This is a genomic window from Pseudoalteromonas sp. G4 (assembly GCF_028875915.1).
Lineage (GTDB): Bacteria > Pseudomonadota > Gammaproteobacteria > Enterobacterales > Alteromonadaceae > Pseudoalteromonas.
The window spans coordinates 1-18,833 of sequence record NZ_JAPEHW010000078.1 but is presented as its reverse complement, the minus strand read 5'-3'; the positions used below and the strand labels follow the sequence as shown (position 1 = coordinate 18,833).

Below are 18,833 nucleotides of genomic sequence, written 5' to 3'. Positions count from 1 at the left end.
TTCGCTGCTATGCTGCGTCGTTCCCCGTGTTGGTGGAGGCGCATTATAGAGAGATTTGATTTGGGCGCAACCCTTTTTTTGAGTTTTTTGTAAAAAATAGCGATTTAATTCTAAATTTAACATTAAGGCTACAAAACCGAACGTTAAACGTACGATTTCGGGCGTTTGAACTCAAAAAGAGGAATTTAAGTATCGATCAATCTTTCAAGATTGCAAATTTAAATGTCAGATTTTTTAAAACAATATGAAACAAAAAAGGAACCTTTTGGCTCCTTCTTCTTTATATAGTGTGTGTTAGTAAAGAATACTGTATAGCTTGCGACGATATTTCCCTGCTAACTCATCACCATCAGGCAATGTCGCAATGACATCTAGATACATTTTACGTGCATCACCAAACGCTAAATCCTTTTGCAGTACACTAAATAAGGTTTCTAGCGCTTCTTCTTTTCGTCCAACTTGATCATATTGCACTGCAAGTTTCACTTTCGCGTCAAAATTACTTTCGTCTTTTGCAATTTCGGCTTCTAGTTGCTTAATCTCTGGTGAGTCCTTCGCTTCTTGCGCTAACTCTACCTTTGCCTTTAAATTATTAAAGTAAGCATCTTGATCAACCATTGGAATAGTCGATAACAGGGCATCCGCATCATCTACTTTTTGTATGTTTAAGCAGATATCTGCAAGAATTAGTTTAACCTTACTATTTTGTGCATTTACATCATATGCCTGCTTAGCCTTTGTATAGGCTTCTGAGAAATTACCTTGGCTTAAAAGCTGTTGTGCTTCAGTTACCAATAAGTCTTCTGCATTCGGTAAGTGTTTTTCAAATGCAGCATCTAACATTTCTTTCGATTGAGGCCCTGGTAACATATCAACCGGAGCGCCACCCTTTAAAAGTAAAATGGCAGGAATACCCTGTAAACCAATTTGCTGTGCAAGTTGAGATGCCAATGCTTGCTCAACATCACAATTAAGCTTGGCTAATAACAAGTGCTCAGAGTATTGCGCTGCTTTTTCTTCAAGCAATGATGTCATTGATACACATTCAGGCGCTTGCTGAGTATAAAAGTATAATGCAATTAATGTTTCAGGAGCTGTTTCGGAAATGACTTGTTGGAAACTATCCGCTGTTAGTTCAATAATATTGTTCATATATATTAATTATTAACTTCAATTAGTATCAATATGGAGGCAATATAATTAAAAAACAATGCCAAAAAATGAGAATAACAAATGAAATTTGCATTACTCAACGCTTTGATTATCTCAAGCTGTTCCGTTGCAGCCAATCAATATGAACCTACTACTACGCAACAAAACACATTGAACTCACTTTATAAGCACCTCCATCAAAACCCAGAACTTTCTTACCAAGAAGAAAAAACTGCAGCAAAGCTTGCAAATGAATTATCACAGCTTGGTTTTGCAGTAACCGAAAATGTTGGCGGTTATGGTGTAGTTGGCATTTTCAAAAATGGTAACGGACCTACCGTTATGCTGCGAGCAGATACCGATGGCCTACCAATTATTGAAGAAACAAATAAAGAGTACGCGTCAAAAGTAAGAGTGATCGATAAAAGCGGTAATAAAGTGGGTGTAATGCATGGCTGTGGTCATGATATACATATGACAAGTTTTATTGGTACAGCTCAGCAACTAGTAGAGCATAAAGATGACTGGCAAGGTACATTAATGATGGTTGCTCAACCAGCTGAAGAAGTTGGCGGTGGCGCAAAAGCAATGCTAAAAGAAGGTCTCTATACGAAGTTTGCTAAACCTGATTATGTTGTAGGTTTACACGTAAGTGCCTCAGCACCTGCTGGTAAGGTGGCCATTGCTCCAGGTTATGCACTCGCAAATGTTGATTCAGTCGATGTGATTATAAAAGGTCGCGGTGGTCATGGAGCTTATCCACATACGACTATTGACCCCGTGGTACTTGCCTCACGTACTGTACTTGCATTACAAACCATTGCTAGCCGAGAAATCTCACCGTTAGAACCTAGCGTGATTACTGTGGGTTCGATCCATGGTGGCTCAAAACACAACATCATTTCTAATCAAGTAAAGTTGCAGCTGACATTACGCTCGTATAATCCCGATGTACGTAATCAACAAATTGCAGCAATTAAGCGAATTACTAAAGGGATTGCACTTAGTGCCGGTCTTTCAGAAAACGAGTTACCTGAAGTAATCGTACATGAATCTGAAAGTATTCCGTCTACTTACAATAATCCAGAGCTTGCAACGCGTGTCACCGCGAGTATTAAAAAAGCTATTGGTGAAGCCAATACATTAAAAGCTGAACCAGTAATGGCGGGTGAGGATTTTGGCCTGTTTGGCCGCACCGATGAAAATGTACCAATCACTATTTTTTGGCTTGGCGGGGTTAATCCTTCAGAATACGAGAACGCAATGAAAAATGGCGCTAAACTACCTTCACTTCATTCAAGTAAGTTTGCTCCGGATTACCCACTGACCATTAAAACAGGGGTAACCGCCATGAGCCAAGCAGCAGTCGATTTATTTAATAACAACTAAAGGACAACACACATGAAATATATTTTACTTATCGCATCACTACTATTTAGTGTTGCATGTTTTGCTAATACACCCGTAATTACGCAACAACAGTTATTGGAAAACCAAATGTCTGACAATGCCTATACGATTATCGATGTTCGCTCAGTTGAGGAATTTAATGACGGGCATGTTAAAGGCGCACTCAATATTCCTCATAATCAAATTGATGAAAATATGTCGGTATTGGAATCGTTAAAAGACAAAACCCTGGTTGTGTATTGTCGTTCTGGTCGTCGTGCAGGTTTATTTGAAAAGGCATTGTCTGAAAAAGGATTTAAACTAAAACACTTAGAAGGTGATTACCTCGCTTGGAGTGAGAAGCAGTTACCATTAATTAAAAAGTAATTACTATGGGCTTTTGCAACTAAGTATTAATACAAAAAACCAGCCACATCAGGCTGGTTTTTTTAATTCTCTTGATTTTATTCTTCAATTAACAGTGCTTTAATTTCTTCTTTTGCACCAAGAATGTGCTGCTTAAGTAGCTGACAGGCATTGCTCGTGTCACCGGCACGGCAATAATCAATTAACTGCTTATGCTCACCACCTGCTTTTTTGATACCACCAGCAAGTAATAAGTGCATACGAATATAGCGGTCAGAGTTCTTATTTAAAATATTAACGACTTCTAACGTTTGCGGGCGCTCGGCTGCTTGGTATAAGTAAGTGTGAAAGCTAGTATTAAGATCAGCCCATAAGTTTGCGCTGTCTTCATGAGTTAATGCTTCATCAAGTTTTGCTAGCAGCGTTTCTGCATGGTCAAAATCTTCAGGATTCATATTTGGAATTGAACGCGCTAGTAAATCGGCTTCTAACATGGCACGTAATTCAAATAATTCATCAACATGTGCTGCATTTAACTCAGTCACAATTGCGCCTTTGTGCGCTTGGAATTTAACTAAGCCTTCAGCTTCAAGTTGTAATAGGGCCTCACGTACAGGAATACGGCTCACATCTAGTTCTTCAGCAAGCGCCGCTTGGCGTAATGGCTGACCGGCTTTTACTTCGCCTTTTAAGATTTTTTCACGAATCGCATCAACCACAAATTCGGTACGTGTTTTATATGCTAGCCCCATTTTATCTCTTTGTATTTTGTATAAACTTGGCAATAGTTTATACAAATTATAAAAAAAGGCCAGCATAGCTGGCCTTTTACCTTAGAACGGGAACACACAATTATTTCATACGAACTCTAAAAGGCATTTTGTATACATAGAGGACGCAAGAATCGTTCTATTGCTTGGCTGCCTACAGAAGTGCTGCGCACATCCGTTGAACTAGGGAATGGACCACCATGCATCATCGCATCGCACACTTCCACACCTGTTGGCATTTGGTTGTATATTAAACGGCCAACCACATAACTTAACGCATCCACAATGTCAGCATGTTGCTGAACCAATGCTTCGCTACCATGAATGGTTGCAGTTAATTGACCTTCTAGTTCATCAATTAAAGCGACAAGCTCATCGGTTGATGAATACGTTACCATTAACGCAGCAGGCCCGAAGACTTCTTCATGTAATGCTTTGTTGTTTCTAAATTCTGTTGCAGTCGTAGCAAATACTTGCGTACTACAACGAAGCTCTTCAGATTGACCACTTGCAACAAGCGTTGCATTATTTGCGAAGTTTTCACATCCTGATTTATACGCTTTTAAGATAGCAGGCGTTAACATGGCTTGCGGTGCAGAAACTTCCACCTCTTTAGCCACAGCTTGTTTGAAACTTTCAGCTTCTTCTTCAGCAATAAGCCATAAACCTGGGTTTGTACAAAATTGGCCTGCGCCCATATTTAGCGATGCAATAAATGTAGCCGCTAGTTTTTCTTCTTGGCCTTTAACAAAACCAGAAAGCAATACTTGCGGATTTGTAGAGCCTAGCTCGCCATAAAATGGAATTTGCTGCTTGCGTTGTTTAATACTTTCTTGCAAGGCCATGCCCACACCAAACGATCCCGTAAAGCCTACTGCTTGGATTTTTGGGTTTTTAACTAATTCATGACTTACATCGTAGCTTTTTGAGTGTAATAGCTGGTAAACACCTTTTGGCATCTCGCATTTAGTAATTGCCGCTTCAATCGCACGTACCACAATTTCACTGGTACCAGGGTGTGCCGAGTGAGACTTATAAACCACAGGGCAACCTGCCGCCAATGCTGATGCTGTATCACCACCTGCCGCACTAAAGGCAAGAGGGAAATTACTTGCACCAAAAACAGCTACCGGACCAATGGCAATTTTTGCCAGCTTTAATGTTGGACGTGGTAAAGGCTGACGCTCAGGCATTGCTGCATCTTCAGCAATGAATTCAGCGTCTTTCTCTAAATTTGCAGCAAATAAACGTAACTGACCAACAGTACGGCCCAGCTCACCCTTAATACGCATTTCAGGCAAACCGGTCTCAAGCGGTGTACGTGCAACCAGTTCATCTTCTTTGCTTGCAAGCTCATCAGCAATCGCATTTAAAAACGCAGCTCGCTGGGCTTTTGTGGTTTTACGATAAACTTTAAATGCAGCATCTGCCACATCACATGCTTGTGCTAACTGCTCAAGGCTACAGTTTTTAAATGCAGGCTCAAGTGGCGTATGGTCAAATGCATTTATCGCGTTAAATGACCCCTCACCCAGTGAAGACCATTCGTTATTAATAAAGCTTAATCCTGTAAACATCTACTTTCCCCTTAAACTAGTTGGAAACCATTGACATAGGGATCTTCATCATCCACTAGTATTTGGTTGTATCCGGTAATTTTTGCCCAACCTTGAATCGATGGCTTAATAGCAGTAATGCCACCGATTTCGGTTACGGACTCGATGGTGCCTACAAATTGGCTACCAATAATACTTTCATGTACGAACTTTTCGCCTGGCTTTAATAAGCCTTTCGCATGTAATTGCGCCATACGCGCTGATGTGCCTGTACCACAAGGGCTACGATCAATGGCTTTGTCGCCATAAAACACTGCGTTGGCAACCGTAGAACCTTCGGTTTTTGGTGCGCCTGTCCATAAAACATGAGAAAGCCCTTTGACATTAGAATCTTCTGGGTGAACACACTCCACTGCACGACCCGCAATTTCACGTACCAAAGGACTAAATTTTAAAACATCACCCGGTGTCCACTTATCGATCCCCGGAAAGTTCTCCTGTGGCTCAACAATGGCGTAAAAGTTACCACCATAGGCGATATCAAGTTTTATTTTGCCAAGTTCTGGCACGTCAATTTCAATATCTTGATGCGCTAAATAAGCCGAAACATTATAAATTTTTACCCAATCAACTTTATTGTTGGTCATCTGATAATCAACATTAATCTGCCCTGCAGGCACATCAATTATTAATTTACCCGGTATTCTTGGCTGAATAAGGCCCGCTTCTAACCCTGCGGTTAAGGTACCGATAGTGCCGTGCCCACACATTGGTAAGCACCCAGAAGTTTCAATAAATAAAATTGATGCATCAGCATTATCTGAGCAAGGTGGATATAAAAACGCACCCGACATCATGTCATGTCCGCGAGGTTCAAACATCAACGACTGGCGGATCCAGTCATATTCGCGCATGAAATGCATGCGTTTCTCACCCATTGTTTTACCTTCAAGCACTGGATGACCTGACGTAACCAATCGTACTGGATTGCCACAGGTATGGGCATCAATACAAAAATAGGTCCCTTTTCTCACTTGCTGCGCTCCTAATTTTTTAACTTTTGTAATTCGAAATAGGCGCGAAAACAGATGCGCGCCTCGGCTAATGGGGAAAGCCTAATTAGTTAACCTAAGTGATTTATCACTCTAAATTGTCATTGTTTCAATCACTGTATTACCTCGTTTCCACCAGTCTGAAGACTGACAAGGTACCCCTTTGAATACTTTATCTTGAATGCAAATCGCTAAGATAGTTGATGCAATGAACTTACTTCGGCACAGTAATTAAACCTAGTCTAGGTAACAACTAACACCAAATACCACACCTATTTACCAGTAAAACTGTCAGTGTAAGTTTTCAGTTTGGTTTAATTTGTTTTTACTTCGAAAAGTGATACTGTACATTGTATACCGATTAAGTTAATGTATATTGTATACAAAGTAAAGTTATATTTTTATCAAATGAAAAACATCTCTAGCTCGGTTAATCAAAACGTTGCTGTGATTGGCGCAGGTGTAATCGGTATTTCAACCGCGATCCAACTACAACAACAAGGCTTTCAAGTAACACTACTTGATAGCAAAGGTATTAGTGAAGGCTGTTCAAAAGGTAATGCCGGGCATTTTGCTACAGAGCAGGTATTTCCACTCGCGCAAGCATCTTTATTACCACAACTACCAAAAATGCTGCTCGACCCAAAAGGCGCTCTGCGAATTAGCCCGAGTTATTTGTTTAAAGCACTGCCTTGGTTTATGCGTTTTTTAGCAAATATGCGCCCCCGTGTGTTCAATCGCAATAAAGACGCATTAAAACAACTAAATCAGTCGGCAATAAACGCATGGCAACGTTTAACTAAAACAACAAATACCGAGTCACTATTTCATTTAAATGGCAGCTTACTTACCTTCGAGTCAGACTCTCGTAAAGATGCACTCGCAACACGCGCCCACTACAAAAAAGAAGGCGTAAACGTAAAGTTATTAGAAAGACACGAGTTAGATGAGTTGCAACCGGGGTTACACCCAACAATTACACACGCTCTTTACTTTACCGATGTGGGCCATACTTGCAGCCCTTATAAATTAAATATGGCGCTGTTTGACTATGCAGAATCATTAGGCGTTAATTTTAAGCAAATTGAAGTGACATCGCTTTTTTCAAACGACTCTGATATCACCATAAATGCCAACGACAATGCGCTAGTATTTGATAAATTGGTAATGTGCACCGGCGCGCATTCGAAGGCACTTTGTAAACAGCTTGGCTATAAAGTACCTCTCGACACAGAGCGTGGCTACCACTATATGGTATCCAGTGAACAAATGCCCACCATGCCTGTCGTGTCATTTGAGAAGAAATTTATCCTAACCCCAATGCAAGAGGGCTTACGCCTTGCAGGTACAGTCGAATTTGCAGGTCTTTCAAAAGCACCAACCTACCGCCGTGCCGATATGTTAAAGCAACTTGGCGAATCTATTTGGCCAAATATGGTAGACGACCAACCTGAGCAAGATAAAAAGTGGATGGGTTTTCGCCCTACACTACCCGACTCACTGCCTGTGATCGGGCGCGCACCCAAACACAACAATGTGTTTTTTAACTTTGGCCACCAGCACCTAGGCTTAACCTTAGCGGCCATTAGTGCAGAACTAATATCAGCAGAAGTACAAGACGCAAAGCCGCATATTGACCTCACGCCTTACTCCATAGCTCGTTTTAACTAAGCGGTAATACGACTTTCGCGACGCAACCACTTTCTGGGTGGTTGCTAAGTGAAATCACCCCATTATGCGCTGATACTATTTGGCGACACAGCGCAAGGCCTGTACCTGTGCCTTGTTTTTTGGTGGTGTATAAAGGCACAAAAAGGTTGTCAGGGTTACTAATGCCTGCGCCTAAATCTCTGATTTCAATTACCACTTGTTGCGCATCTTGTTTAAGTGAAACATCTATCGTTTGCTGTGGCGCTGCTTCATGGGCATTTTTCAATAAATTAATTAAACACTGCTCTAGTTGGGCGGCATCCACTTCAAGTATGCAGTTGTCAGCTAAATGTAAATTACAGGGATAACCGAGTAACTCTGTACTACTTGAGATGATTTTTACTAAATCATGCGGTTTCTTTTGCGGCTCTGGCAAGGTCGCAAGTTGACGATAACCCTGAATAAAGGATTTTAAGCGGGTTGCACGTTCGCCAATAATGGTTAAGCCACTTTGAATATCTTCTTTGTCTTCGCCGTCAATCGGCAAACTCGATGATATTTTATTTAACGTGTCGGTTAAGCTAATTATTGGCGACAACGAATTATTAATTTCATGACTTAACACACGCACTAAGTCTTTCCATGCTTTTTGCTCTTGATGGCTCAGCACCGATTCTAAGTCCGACAATATAAATAAATTATGCTGTTTGCCTGCTTCTCGAAAATTATCACGATATAAATGCAAACGAGATGATGCTTGTTTATTCGCAACCATCACTAACTGATTATTTGGCGCATCTACAAGATCAACCAAGTTTAAATCCGCAAGTGTATGGTTTATCAACTTGGACTCAGATTTTTCAAAGAAGCGTTCTGCCGCAGGGTTTGCCAAGGTAATTTTTTGATTTTCATCACAGGCGAAAATAATCACGCCTATTTGTTTAATCAGTTTCGCTAACAATAACTGGCTTTCTTTGTATTCAAAGCGAGTGGTAGATAAGTTATCCGCTAGTCGGTTAATCTGCTGAACCAAATCCCCGAACGCCGATGATTCAGCCGCCCCTTTGGCGCGCAAGGTGTAATCACCTGCATTTAACGCTTCAACTAAATTTGCTAAGGATAAAAACTGCTCGTTTAATTTATCAAACAAATAATAAAGATTAATCGCCACCACTAAAATTAGTAACAAACTCACCAGTGCTTGCAAATAAGTGCTGAGATCTGCCTGCCATATCATCACCAGTGCAATAAAATTACCCGGAAGCGCCGCCCACAACGCCGAACGTTGTAGCTGATTAAAAAAGCTTTTCACGACTAAATAGCAAATTTATCGAGTCGACGATAAAACGCACTGCGACTTAAACCAAGCGATTTTGCCGTATCTAATGCGTTACCTTGATATTCCATTAATCGCTGTTCAATCACTGCTTTTTCAATTTCATCCATTGTGCCTTGGTATTTAACAGTTGTTTGTTCCTGAGCCTGTGAAACTTGAGTTGCACTCGGCGTTAGCATTAAATGTTCTGGGCTGATTTCGCTTACTGCAAGTAACGTCGCACGCTCTAAGGTATGAGATAACTCACGTACATTGCCCGGCCAATCGTATGCCAAAAGTGCATCACACGCAGCAGGCGATAAACTCGGCGCTGGTTTGTTAAAACGTTTGGCAGCTTTAGCAATAAAGTTATTTGCCATTGGCAAGATGTCATCTTTACGCTCAGCTAAACTTGGTAAACGCACCACAAACGTGTTTAACCGGTAAAGTAAATCTTGGCGAAACGTAGCATCCTCTACCATCGCATCTAAATTGGCATTGGTTGCTGAAATTAAACGAATGTTGGCTGTTTGAGTTTTACTTGAACCAACTTTTTCAAATTGGTGTTCTTCCAATAAGCGCAGTAATTTTGCTTGCTGTGGCAGTGGAATATTACCAATTTCGTCCATAAACAAGGTGCCTTTTTCAGCAAGCTCAACTCTGCCAATACGATTTTCCTTTGCATCGGTAAATGCGCCTTTTACATGGCCAAATAGTTCAGACTCAAATAAGCTTTCGCTGATTGCACCCATATTTACCGAAACAAAACGCTCGTTACTGCGGTTACTCAAATTATGAATATGCTGCGCGAGTAAACTTTTACCGGTGCCATTTGGCCCTGTGATCAACACATTAATATCGGCTTTGGCTATTTGTTCTAGTTGTGCAAGTAAGGTTTTCATTGGGGCTGATTCAACAATCAGTTCTCCATCGCCTTGCGCTAGTTCGCTTTTTAAGTTTTGGTTTTCTTGGTTAAGCACTTGGTTTTGCAGCTTTTGCTCACGAAGTTTCAGCTGATTGGTGATCACCGTTAATAAGCGTTCGTTTTCCCATGGCTTTTCAACAAAATCGCCCGCGCCAGCTTTCATTACTTCAACGGCGATTTCAACACTTGCCCATCCGGTCATACACACAATTGCCAAACTTTCATCAAGACTTGCAAGCTGTTCTGTAAGATTAATGCCTTCCTGACCTGAAGTGGTATCAGCGTGATAATTTAAATCGATTAAAGCGAGATCAATGTCGTTTTGTTTTACAAAAAAAACAGCTTCTGCTGGCGAACTTGCTGTAGTGACTTTAAACCCTTCGCTTTTTAAAAATAGGCGAAGTGCGGCAACAATACTGGGATCGTCATCAGCAATTAAAATATGAGACACAATTTATCCTTTACTGCGTTAATTCTTGTTTGCTTATAAGAGCACAAAGGCTACTAAGCATGATGCGGGATAGTGGTTTTAGGGTAAAAGTTAACTTTGGTTAAATCAATAAATAATACCAATCCTTATAAATAATTGGATTGAAAAAAGCCAGTGCAAGCACTGGCTTTTTAAGTTTTATCTATTCGTGCCTAAGTGCACTTGATGGTTCCATATTAAGTGCGTTACGAACTGGTAGCACAACTGCAAGAACAATTACCAAGCTAATTAACACGGGTACACCAACATAAACAAGCATCGAGCCCTCAGCCATACTGCCTTGCTCTAGCATTTTTATTAATAGCACACCGGCTGGAATACCTAAAATTAAGCCAGCCACTAGCTGTTTTGTCGCTTGCATTAAGTAGTGGTTATACACGTTGCTGTTATCTGCACCAAGCGCTCGGCGAACACCAATTTCTTGTGTTTTTTGCACAATAGAGTTAGCCATAACACCATAAATTCCACTAAATGCAATCACCATTGACGAGATAGCAAACAAGATAAAGATGTTAGCAATAAAGTTCATTCCCGATAAACGGCTATCAATGCCAGCTTGTACATCGGTAATACTGTAAGGTGCAACATCGGCATCTAATTCAACAGCTGCTTTATTTAATAAGCTTACAGGGTTATGCGTTGCAGGGGCTGTTGACGCGCTTTTAATTACCGCATTCATATTCAAACGAGGAAACTGCTGATAAGCCAAAAACATCGATGCTTTATCACTATTGTGCTCAAAAGGTTGGCCGAATATGACATTGTTAGTAACACCTACAATTGTGACTACTGCATTATCCATTTCCATTAATTTAATACGCTTGCCAATTGGGTTTTCACCCGCTAAATGTTTTTCAGCAAAGTTTTTAGTAACAACCGCATTTAGACTTGTTCCTGCTGCATCGCTGTTATTGAAAAAGCGCCCTTCCAGTAATGTCATTTCCATTGCCGAAAAGTAGTTGTTCATAACAATGCTGACGTTAGAACCTGGATAACTTGGGTTTTTGCCATAATCAACTCCCTCAACTGAGATATTTTGGAAAATCCCCCAGGTGTGCGGCAATGACTGGCTAAAAGTAACAGTTTCAATTGCAGGGTTTGCAGTTAGCTTTTCTTCAAGTGATTGATAGTACTGTTTTGCTCTTTCAATGTTTTCTTTTCCGTAGCGTTCGCTTGGTAGTGCAATTCGCGCTGCAACACGGTTATCAACCGCAACACCATAATCAGCGTCATTCATTTTGCTTACTAAATTAAGCATCGCCGCTGAAAGCATAATCAGCGCACATGATAAAGTTACTTCTAAACCAACAATGACCTTGCTAAGTAGACCCGCCGTTTTGCTTTGCGCACCGCGTGTACCGTCACGCAATACTGCATTAATATCGGTTTTAGTTGCACGCCATGCTGGTAAGCCACCAGTAATTAGTACTGTGCTTAACACTGTTACCACAGTAATCATTAAGCTTGTTTGCGTAAGCCCTGCTTGCCACCAAAATGGCGGTTCAATTGGCAGTGAATTTAAAAAGTAGTCAAACGTTAAATCTAACCCATAGCCTGCAATTAATACTGCTAAACAGCCAGAAAGCACACTAATAATTAAGCTTTCACACATTAATTGGCGAATAAGTACCGAACGTGGTGCACCCAGCGCTGTGCGAATGGCGCTTTCTTTGTTGCGTTCAATCGCGCGAGATAACAACAAGTTACCCACGTTCACACACGCAAGAACTAAAATAAACAACACCGCTAACGCCATAGCAAGTACCAGCGCATCGCCGCCTTTACCAATTTTTTCCATTTGGAAAGTCCAAACAAAGCCAATTTTTGTAGAGTTTAGCTCTGGATATTGACGGGCAAATTCCGCAAAAATTGTCTCCATTTCGCGATTTGCCTGCTGCTCAGAAACACCTTCTTTTAGTACACCGTAAACTGCTACAAAGTTAGAATCTTCTCGTGCAATACCTTGGCTTTCAACTTTAAAAGGCATATACATTTGTGCAAAGTCAGGAAAGCGATAACCTGGCTCTGTTACCCCTACCACTGTATGATTTTTACCATCGATACGAACTTTTTGACCGACAATTGTCGGGTCTGACGCAAACATTTCACGCCATACTAAATCACCTAACACCACCACACGCTCATTGCTGGTAGAATCTGCTTTTGTTAATAAGCGACCAAGCGCTGGTTTTGCCTCTGATACTTTAAAGAATTCTTCACTGACAAAGTGTGATGAATAACGAATAGCACGGTCACTGGTTGAAACGGTTACTGTGTAAGTATCGTAAGCATCTAGAAACTCAAAGCTGGTTTGTTGATTTACAATGTCCAAGTATTCTTGGTAACGCACCGAAGTACCATCATACGCCACACCGTTTACTACCGTTGTCACTTTGCGCAAACGCTCGCCATCTTCAAGAGGAATTGTGCCGCTTAACGTATTGAAAATAAAGCTGAACATATAAATACATAAGCTTAAACCAATAGTCATAACAAAGGTGGTTAGCGCTGCAAAACGTGGATTTTTAAGCATCCCACGCACAGCATATAAAATATCGTCTAACATGGTATTTCTCCTTATGCTACTGCAACTTGCGCTTGCGTATCGCCAACAATGCGACCATCAAATACTTCTACAATACGTTCTGCACGTTTTGCACCACGCGGGTCGTGAGTAACCATACAAATGGTGGTGCCCTCTGCATGTAACTTGTCTAGCAACGCCATTACTAGCTCTGCATTTTTCGAATCAAGGTTACCTGTTGGTTCATCCGCAAGAATAATTGAAGGGTTACCAACAATGGCACGCGCTACAGCAACACGTTGCTGCTGACCACCTGAAAGTTGCGCTGGGTAATGCTTTGCTCTGTGGCTCATATCAACTTTTTCAAGCGCCGCTAGCGCCATTTGCTTACGCTCTGCTTTAGTTAAGTCTTTACGATAAGTCAGTGGCAAAGTAACGTTTTCTTCTACCGTTAAATCGCTAATCAGGTTAAACGATTGAAATACAAAACCGATTTCTTTGTTACGAATATATGCGCGCTGTTTGTGATCAAGCCCAGCAACCTGATGACCATTTAATTCAAAGCTGCCACCTGAGCAGGTATCCAGTAAGCCTAAAATTGATAGTAAGGTTGATTTACCACAACCTGAAGGGCCTGAAATTGATACGTACTCGCCTTGTTTAATATCTAAATTAATCTCGCTTAGTGCGTGAGTTTCAACTTCGTCAGTAGCAAATACTTTTTTTAGGTTTGTTAGTTTAATTAATGTATTCATATGATTATTCCTTCAAAATTCGTTATTAATGTGGTTTTGGATTAGTTAAGCGCAACACGTGCATGACGTGAAAATTCGCTTTGCTCAGAGATGACCACCTGATCACCTGCAGCTAACCCAGCTACAATTTCAATTTCGGTGCTTGATGCTTTACCGTAGGTCACCGCCACTTTTTCAGCGTAACGGCCATTTTCAACCAGTTTAAAAGCACTTAGGGTACGCTCAGCTTGCGAAAATGCTGGGCGACGAACATATAAGGTGTTACTTTTTTTAGCGACTATGATGTCGCCATCAACAGAAAGATCTGGGCGCGCTTCTTGTGGTAATGGTGTTTCAAGCTCAACATCCACTTGCACTGTACCTTCTACAACTGCAGGGTCGATGCGTTTCACTGTGCCCATAATGGTGTTAAAGCGGGTATCAATCGATACACTCTGGCCAAGCGCGATGGCGGATGCTTTAAGCTCTGGGATTTTTAATTCAGCAATTAAATCATCTTGCTTAGCAAATTTTGCAACATTGCTACCAAGCGATACTCGCTGGCCTAATTCAAGCGGCATTGCCTGTAAAATGCCCGAAACCGGCGCCAGTACTTTTAGTGATGCAAGTTGAAATTCGGCACGCTCAATGGTTTTGTTTAGCTTTTCCAAACGTGCTTGCTGCGCGGTAAGGTTTGCCTTTAAATTTTCACCAAGTTGCATTTCACGACGTTTATCAATCGCAAGGGTTTCTTTTAACTGTGACACAGTTAATTTTGAGCTTTCGTAGTCAAGGCGAGACACCGTTGCGTTGCCTTTTTGAATTAATTGCTCTTCTGCTTGCAAACGCATATTGGCTTTATCGAAGGCCATTTTTGTTTGCAGCAAGCTTGCTTGCATATCCAGTAATTTGGTTTGTTGGCTTACTTTTAGTGCAGCTAGTTCAGCTTCAAGCGCTGTGCGCTCCCACTGTAACTCTTCTACTTTTTGCTTTAGTTCAGGGTTAGCAAGTTCAACAATTAAGTCGCCTTGATTAACCGCTGCACCTGGCTTCATAAGAATTTTTTCGACTTTACCTTCAACATTACTGGCAACCCAGCGTACATCGCGCGGCGCTAATACACCGTGACCCGATACCTTAATGGTAAATTCACCAGCTTTCACTTCTGCTGTAAGAAGGTTTGAACGTTTAACCGTTGCACTTGCAAAATCCACTTGCGCAACACCATAAACGGCGCCTGCAAAAAGTGCAGCTGCCATTGAAAATACTGCTGCTTTCTTTTTGTAAAACGGTGTTTTTTTAGTTTTGATAATGTCCATTTTAAATGCCTAATCTGTTTGCATTGGTAATAGACCTATATCAAAGAGCGTGCCAAACAACAAAAACCAATATTAACAATAGGTTACATTGAATCGACGATTTTAAGCTTTATACAACATCCCACTTTTGGGATGACGTTTAAAAAGCTACATCCCAAAATTGGGATGTGGTTTTTTACTTAACTGGTTGTTTTTGCTTTGCGTTTATAACGCCGCTTAAACGGTTTTTGCTTGGGCGGGGGTAAATTACTAAACCCAGTGACGGGGGTTTTGCTCGCCAACGCAATATGACCTTGTAGCTCATTGAGTAGTGGTGACATAAAACTAGTATAACTACCATGCTTTTCAGCGATTTGCGTTAATTGTGCTTCCCAAAGCGCTGTCATATCGGGCTTTGTTAATTTTTCAGGTAATACATTAATTAGGGCTTTACCTGTTTCGGTGGCTAATATGTGTTTACCTTGACGCTGTAAAAAACCGCGTTTAAATAGCAATTCAATAATGCCAGCGCGTGTGGCCTCAGTGCCTAGGCCGTCGGTGTCACGCAGGATTTTTTTAATTTCAGCATCATCCACGTAACGCGCAATTCCGGTCATAGCACTTAATAAACTGGCATCATTAAAATGTTGCGGCGGCTCAGTTTGCTTTTCAACTAAGCGCCCTTGTTGGCAGGTAAATAATTGTCCTTTTGAAAGCGCAGGCAGAGTAACTTCATCTTTTAATTCGCTTTTGCCCATCAGTACTTTAAAGCCTAGTTGGCTTTCGCGCTTTGCAGTCGCTTTAAACTTACCGCCAGCAATTTCAACCAACACGGTTGTATCGTGATAAATATAATCTGGGTAAAACAATGCTAAATATTGGCGGCAAATAAGGCCGTAAATTTTTTCTTCTTCAGAGCCTAAGCTTGCGCTTTTAAGCTTTTTACTGGTGGGGATAATCGCGTGGTGCGCTTCCACTTTTTTATCATTCCAGCATTTATGCTTGCGTGACGTATCAGCGTTCGCAATTAACTCACTAGTTTGCCCTTTGTTATTTTCCATTGCGCTAAGCACTTGCGATGCTTCAAAAAAGTGCTCATTTGGTAAATAGCGATTATCTGAACGTGGGTACGTTATCAGCTTGTGCTTTTCATACAAACTTTGGCAAATATCCAGCACTTTTTTAGCTGGCATTTTAAATAGCTTTGCTGCATCGATCTGTAGTGCCGATAAATTATAAGGTAAAGGCGGCGCTTGTTTTTTAGTTTTTTCTTCAACAGATAACACCTGCCCTTGCTGCCCCGTTATCCGGCTAATCACATTTTCACAAAGGCCTTTATGCAACACACGGCCATCTTCATCTTGATATGGCAAGCACGCCTCGCTCGGCAGCCATTTAGCTTGAAATTGCTCGCCTTGTTCTGTGATATTCTCAGCAATAACTTCAAAAAATGGGCGGCTGACAAAGTTTTCAATTTCTAAATCGCGACGTACAACTAACCCTAAAATAGGCGTTTGCACCCGGCCAACCGAGAGCACTCCGCTATAACCGCCTTGTTTACCTTTAATGGTATAAGCACGGGTTAAATTCATGCCAATTAACCAATCGGCACGCGAGCGCGCTAACGCAGAGACAGACAGCGGTATATAATCACGATTTGATTTTAAATTATTCAAAGCTTTTTTAACGGCGTTTAAATTAAGGTCACTTATCAGCAAACGTTCGGTACTATCAAGTTTTGTTTTTGATACTTTTGCTTCACTAATTACCTCATCCACCAACAATTGTCCTTCACGATCAGGGTCGCCCGCATGCACAAGCTGGTTGGCTTGCCTAATTAGCTTTTTAAGTAAGGTAAGTTGCTTGCGAGTTTTGGCTTTGGCTTTTAATTGCCAAGTGTCGGGCGCGATAGGTAAGTCGCCTAAGTTCCATTTTTTGTAACGCTCGTGATAGTCGTCAGGCTCGGCAAGTTCCAGTAAATGACCAATACACCACGACACTACATCACCATTACCCACAATAATATGGCCATCCATTTTTTTATGAGGTTTTGGCAGCGCATCGGCAATAGCACACCCTAAAGACGGTTTTTCTGCGATATAGAGTTTCAAATCAAAATAAATAACTGTATATAATTACAGTTAACTATATCGCATTACAGAATAAATGCTAATAAAGAATTAAGCAGGTTGCGGTTTTGAAAAGAGTTTGTTTTTTAAATAAACAAAAATAGGTAACCAACATAAAAAGACAATTGAAACTTCACAAAGTGGGTAAACCAACCTGTAAGCATTGGTTGATGCAAACAAATCCATATAATGATAATCCAGACCTCTAAAGAAGTTTACAGCTAATAGAGGTACGCCAAGCAATTGACCGGCGATTGATTGTCGCATAGATACCCTGTCTTTTAGCCCCAAATAAGCGATAGTGGCCATCCAAGATAACTCATGAAAGAACCAAATGGGGTATCTAAAATACCGCTCGGTATCCCACTCAATTAAATATGGGAAATAAGAAGTCCCTAGAATAAAAAAGAAGGCAGTAACGCCAGCAAAAGTTGCACCGCTCTTTTCTTTAAGAAGAAGCAATATTAAAAAGGCAGCAATGACAAAAAATGTGTAATAGTTGCCTGCCGCAACAAGCAACTCAATTAAAGTCATAAAGACTAATCTTTTTTCTTTTCTTCGTCTTTATCAGGATCACCACCTGAACCACCACCGCCTGGCATATACGAATACTTATCTACTGTTTTCATAATAATCTCCTTGTAGTTGTTTTGCCTTAAGGCACTTTACAAATTACTGAATATGCTCAAAAACACAAGTATTTTTAAGAGTGATAAGTTAACTGCGAGTATAGTCAGAACATGAGCAATAGCAGGCCTAAAGGCAGTTTTTTTTGTAATATAAAGCTTCAAACCAAAAAACAATATTTGTAAATAATTACAGTAAACTCTATTACATTTGTGGTTTAGGGGCTAGATAGTTTTTACATCTAGAAAATAGTATTGCCACAACAGGAATATAACAGATAATAATTGTAAGTGTATTTATGAACGGCAAACCTATAACATAAACATAATCGCTTAGAGATAGATCGAAATAGTGCCTGTCAATAGCTCGAAAAAGCTGTATCAGAGGTGCTGGAAATACTACCAGAATTCCGAGACAAGATTGTAATAGATGAGTTTTGTTATGATTGGCCAACCGGGAGATCACCACAATCCAAATAAAATCATTGGCTGCCCATAATAGGTAACGCCAAATATAGATTCCTTGATCGAGGTCTTTAATAAATTCATGTGTCAACGCACCAAAGCCAAAAAAGGCCAATGTTACTAAAGAAAACATTAAGCCTTTTTTATCTTTTAATAAAAATAAAATAATGGCCGCAAAAATTAGGGGTAACGGGAGTCCAAAATAATACGATTTAATAAAAGATATAAACGAATCAGTAACCAACTAAATAAACCCTAGTTGCCACCTTTATCGTCATTATCATCACCACCGCCATTACCCGGCATATAAGAATACTTATCTACTGTTTTCATAATTATCTCCTTGTAGTTGTTTTGCCTTAAGGCACTTTACAAATTACTGAATATGCTAA

The 18,833-nt window shown here is 40.6% G+C and carries 15 protein-coding genes; 3 read left to right on the top strand and 12 right to left on the bottom strand.

What is annotated here, in order from left to right; translation table 11 throughout:
- Window positions 1–294 precede the first annotated feature (294 nt).
- A complete protein-coding gene (locus ON073_RS17140; RefSeq protein WP_274763105.1) occupies window positions 295–1,152 on the bottom strand; it encodes a tetratricopeptide repeat protein in 858 nt (285 codons plus the stop codon).
- Between the two features lie 81 nt (window positions 1,153–1,233).
- Here ON073_RS17140 and ON073_RS17135 point away from each other — a divergent pair, with 81 nt between their 5' ends.
- Window positions 1,234–2,541 carry an amidohydrolase gene (locus tag ON073_RS17135; protein WP_274763104.1) on the top strand — a complete coding sequence of 436 codons (1,308 nt, stop codon included), beginning with the start codon at window positions 1,234–1,236 and terminating at the stop codon, window positions 2,539–2,541.
- Window positions 2,542–2,553: 12 nt separating this feature from the next.
- On the top strand, window positions 2,554–2,928 hold the full coding sequence (locus tag ON073_RS17130; RefSeq protein ID WP_274763103.1) for a rhodanese-like domain-containing protein: 375 nt from the start codon (window positions 2,554–2,556) through the stop codon (window positions 2,926–2,928).
- 77 nt (window positions 2,929–3,005) lie between these two features.
- On the opposite strand, the gene ON073_RS17125 is transcribed toward ON073_RS17130, so the two are convergent.
- The 3 genes from ON073_RS17125 to ON073_RS17115 form a co-directional block, all read right to left on the bottom strand.
- The gene (locus tag ON073_RS17125) at window positions 3,006–3,659 is read right to left on the bottom strand and encodes a GntR family transcriptional regulator (protein ID WP_274763102.1); all 654 of its coding nucleotides are present in this window, start codon (window positions 3,657–3,659) and stop codon (window positions 3,006–3,008) included.
- Window positions 3,660–3,775: 116 nt separating this feature from the next.
- A complete protein-coding gene (locus ON073_RS17120; protein ID WP_274763101.1) occupies window positions 3,776–5,254 on the bottom strand; it encodes an aldehyde dehydrogenase (NADP(+)) in 1,479 nt (492 codons plus the stop codon).
- A gap of 11 nt (window positions 5,255–5,265) precedes the next feature.
- A complete protein-coding gene (locus tag ON073_RS17115) occupies window positions 5,266–6,267 on the bottom strand; it encodes a 4-hydroxyproline epimerase (RefSeq protein ID WP_274763100.1) in 1,002 nt (333 codons plus the stop codon).
- 426 nt (window positions 6,268–6,693) lie between these two features.
- Here ON073_RS17115 and ON073_RS17110 point away from each other — a divergent pair, with 426 nt between their 5' ends.
- Window positions 6,694–7,956 (top strand): NAD(P)/FAD-dependent oxidoreductase, encoded by a 1,263-nt coding sequence (locus ON073_RS17110; protein WP_274763099.1) that lies wholly within the window; start codon window positions 6,694–6,696, stop codon window positions 7,954–7,956.
- Here the strand turns inward: ON073_RS17110 and ON073_RS17105 are convergent.
- The 8 genes from ON073_RS17105 to ON073_RS17070 all read right to left on the bottom strand — a co-directional run bounded on the left by ON073_RS17105 (window position 7,949) and on the right by ON073_RS17070 (window position 18,685).
- A complete protein-coding gene (locus ON073_RS17105; RefSeq protein WP_274763098.1) occupies window positions 7,949–9,247 on the bottom strand; it encodes a sensor histidine kinase in 1,299 nt (432 codons plus the stop codon). The genes ON073_RS17110 and ON073_RS17105 overlap by 8 nt on opposite strands.
- A gap of 2 nt (window positions 9,248–9,249) precedes the next feature.
- On the bottom strand, window positions 9,250–10,626 hold the full coding sequence (locus ON073_RS17100; protein WP_274763097.1) for a sigma-54-dependent transcriptional regulator: 1,377 nt from the start codon (window positions 10,624–10,626) through the stop codon (window positions 9,250–9,252).
- 181 nt (window positions 10,627–10,807) lie between these two features.
- Window positions 10,808–13,231 carry an ABC transporter permease gene (locus ON073_RS17095; protein ID WP_274763096.1) on the bottom strand — a complete coding sequence of 808 codons (2,424 nt, stop codon included), beginning with the start codon at window positions 13,229–13,231 and terminating at the stop codon, window positions 10,808–10,810.
- Window positions 13,232–13,242: 11 nt separating this feature from the next.
- A complete protein-coding gene (locus tag ON073_RS17090) occupies window positions 13,243–13,944 on the bottom strand; it encodes an ABC transporter ATP-binding protein (protein ID WP_274763095.1) in 702 nt (233 codons plus the stop codon).
- Window positions 13,945–13,985: 41 nt separating this feature from the next.
- Window positions 13,986–15,242 (bottom strand): efflux RND transporter periplasmic adaptor subunit, encoded by a 1,257-nt coding sequence (locus ON073_RS17085; RefSeq protein WP_274763094.1) that lies wholly within the window; start codon window positions 15,240–15,242, stop codon window positions 13,986–13,988.
- Between the two features lie 179 nt (window positions 15,243–15,421).
- The gene (locus ON073_RS17080) at window positions 15,422–17,332 is read right to left on the bottom strand and encodes a DNA topoisomerase III (RefSeq protein ID WP_274763093.1); all 1,911 of its coding nucleotides are present in this window, start codon (window positions 17,330–17,332) and stop codon (window positions 15,422–15,424) included.
- Window positions 17,333–17,401: 69 nt separating this feature from the next.
- The gene (locus ON073_RS17075) at window positions 17,402–17,884 is read right to left on the bottom strand and encodes a hypothetical protein (RefSeq protein ID WP_274763092.1); all 483 of its coding nucleotides are present in this window, start codon (window positions 17,882–17,884) and stop codon (window positions 17,402–17,404) included.
- Between the two features lie 297 nt (window positions 17,885–18,181).
- The gene (locus ON073_RS17070) at window positions 18,182–18,685 is read right to left on the bottom strand and encodes a hypothetical protein (protein WP_274763091.1); all 504 of its coding nucleotides are present in this window, start codon (window positions 18,683–18,685) and stop codon (window positions 18,182–18,184) included.
- Between the last annotated feature and the right edge of the window lie 148 nt (window positions 18,686–18,833).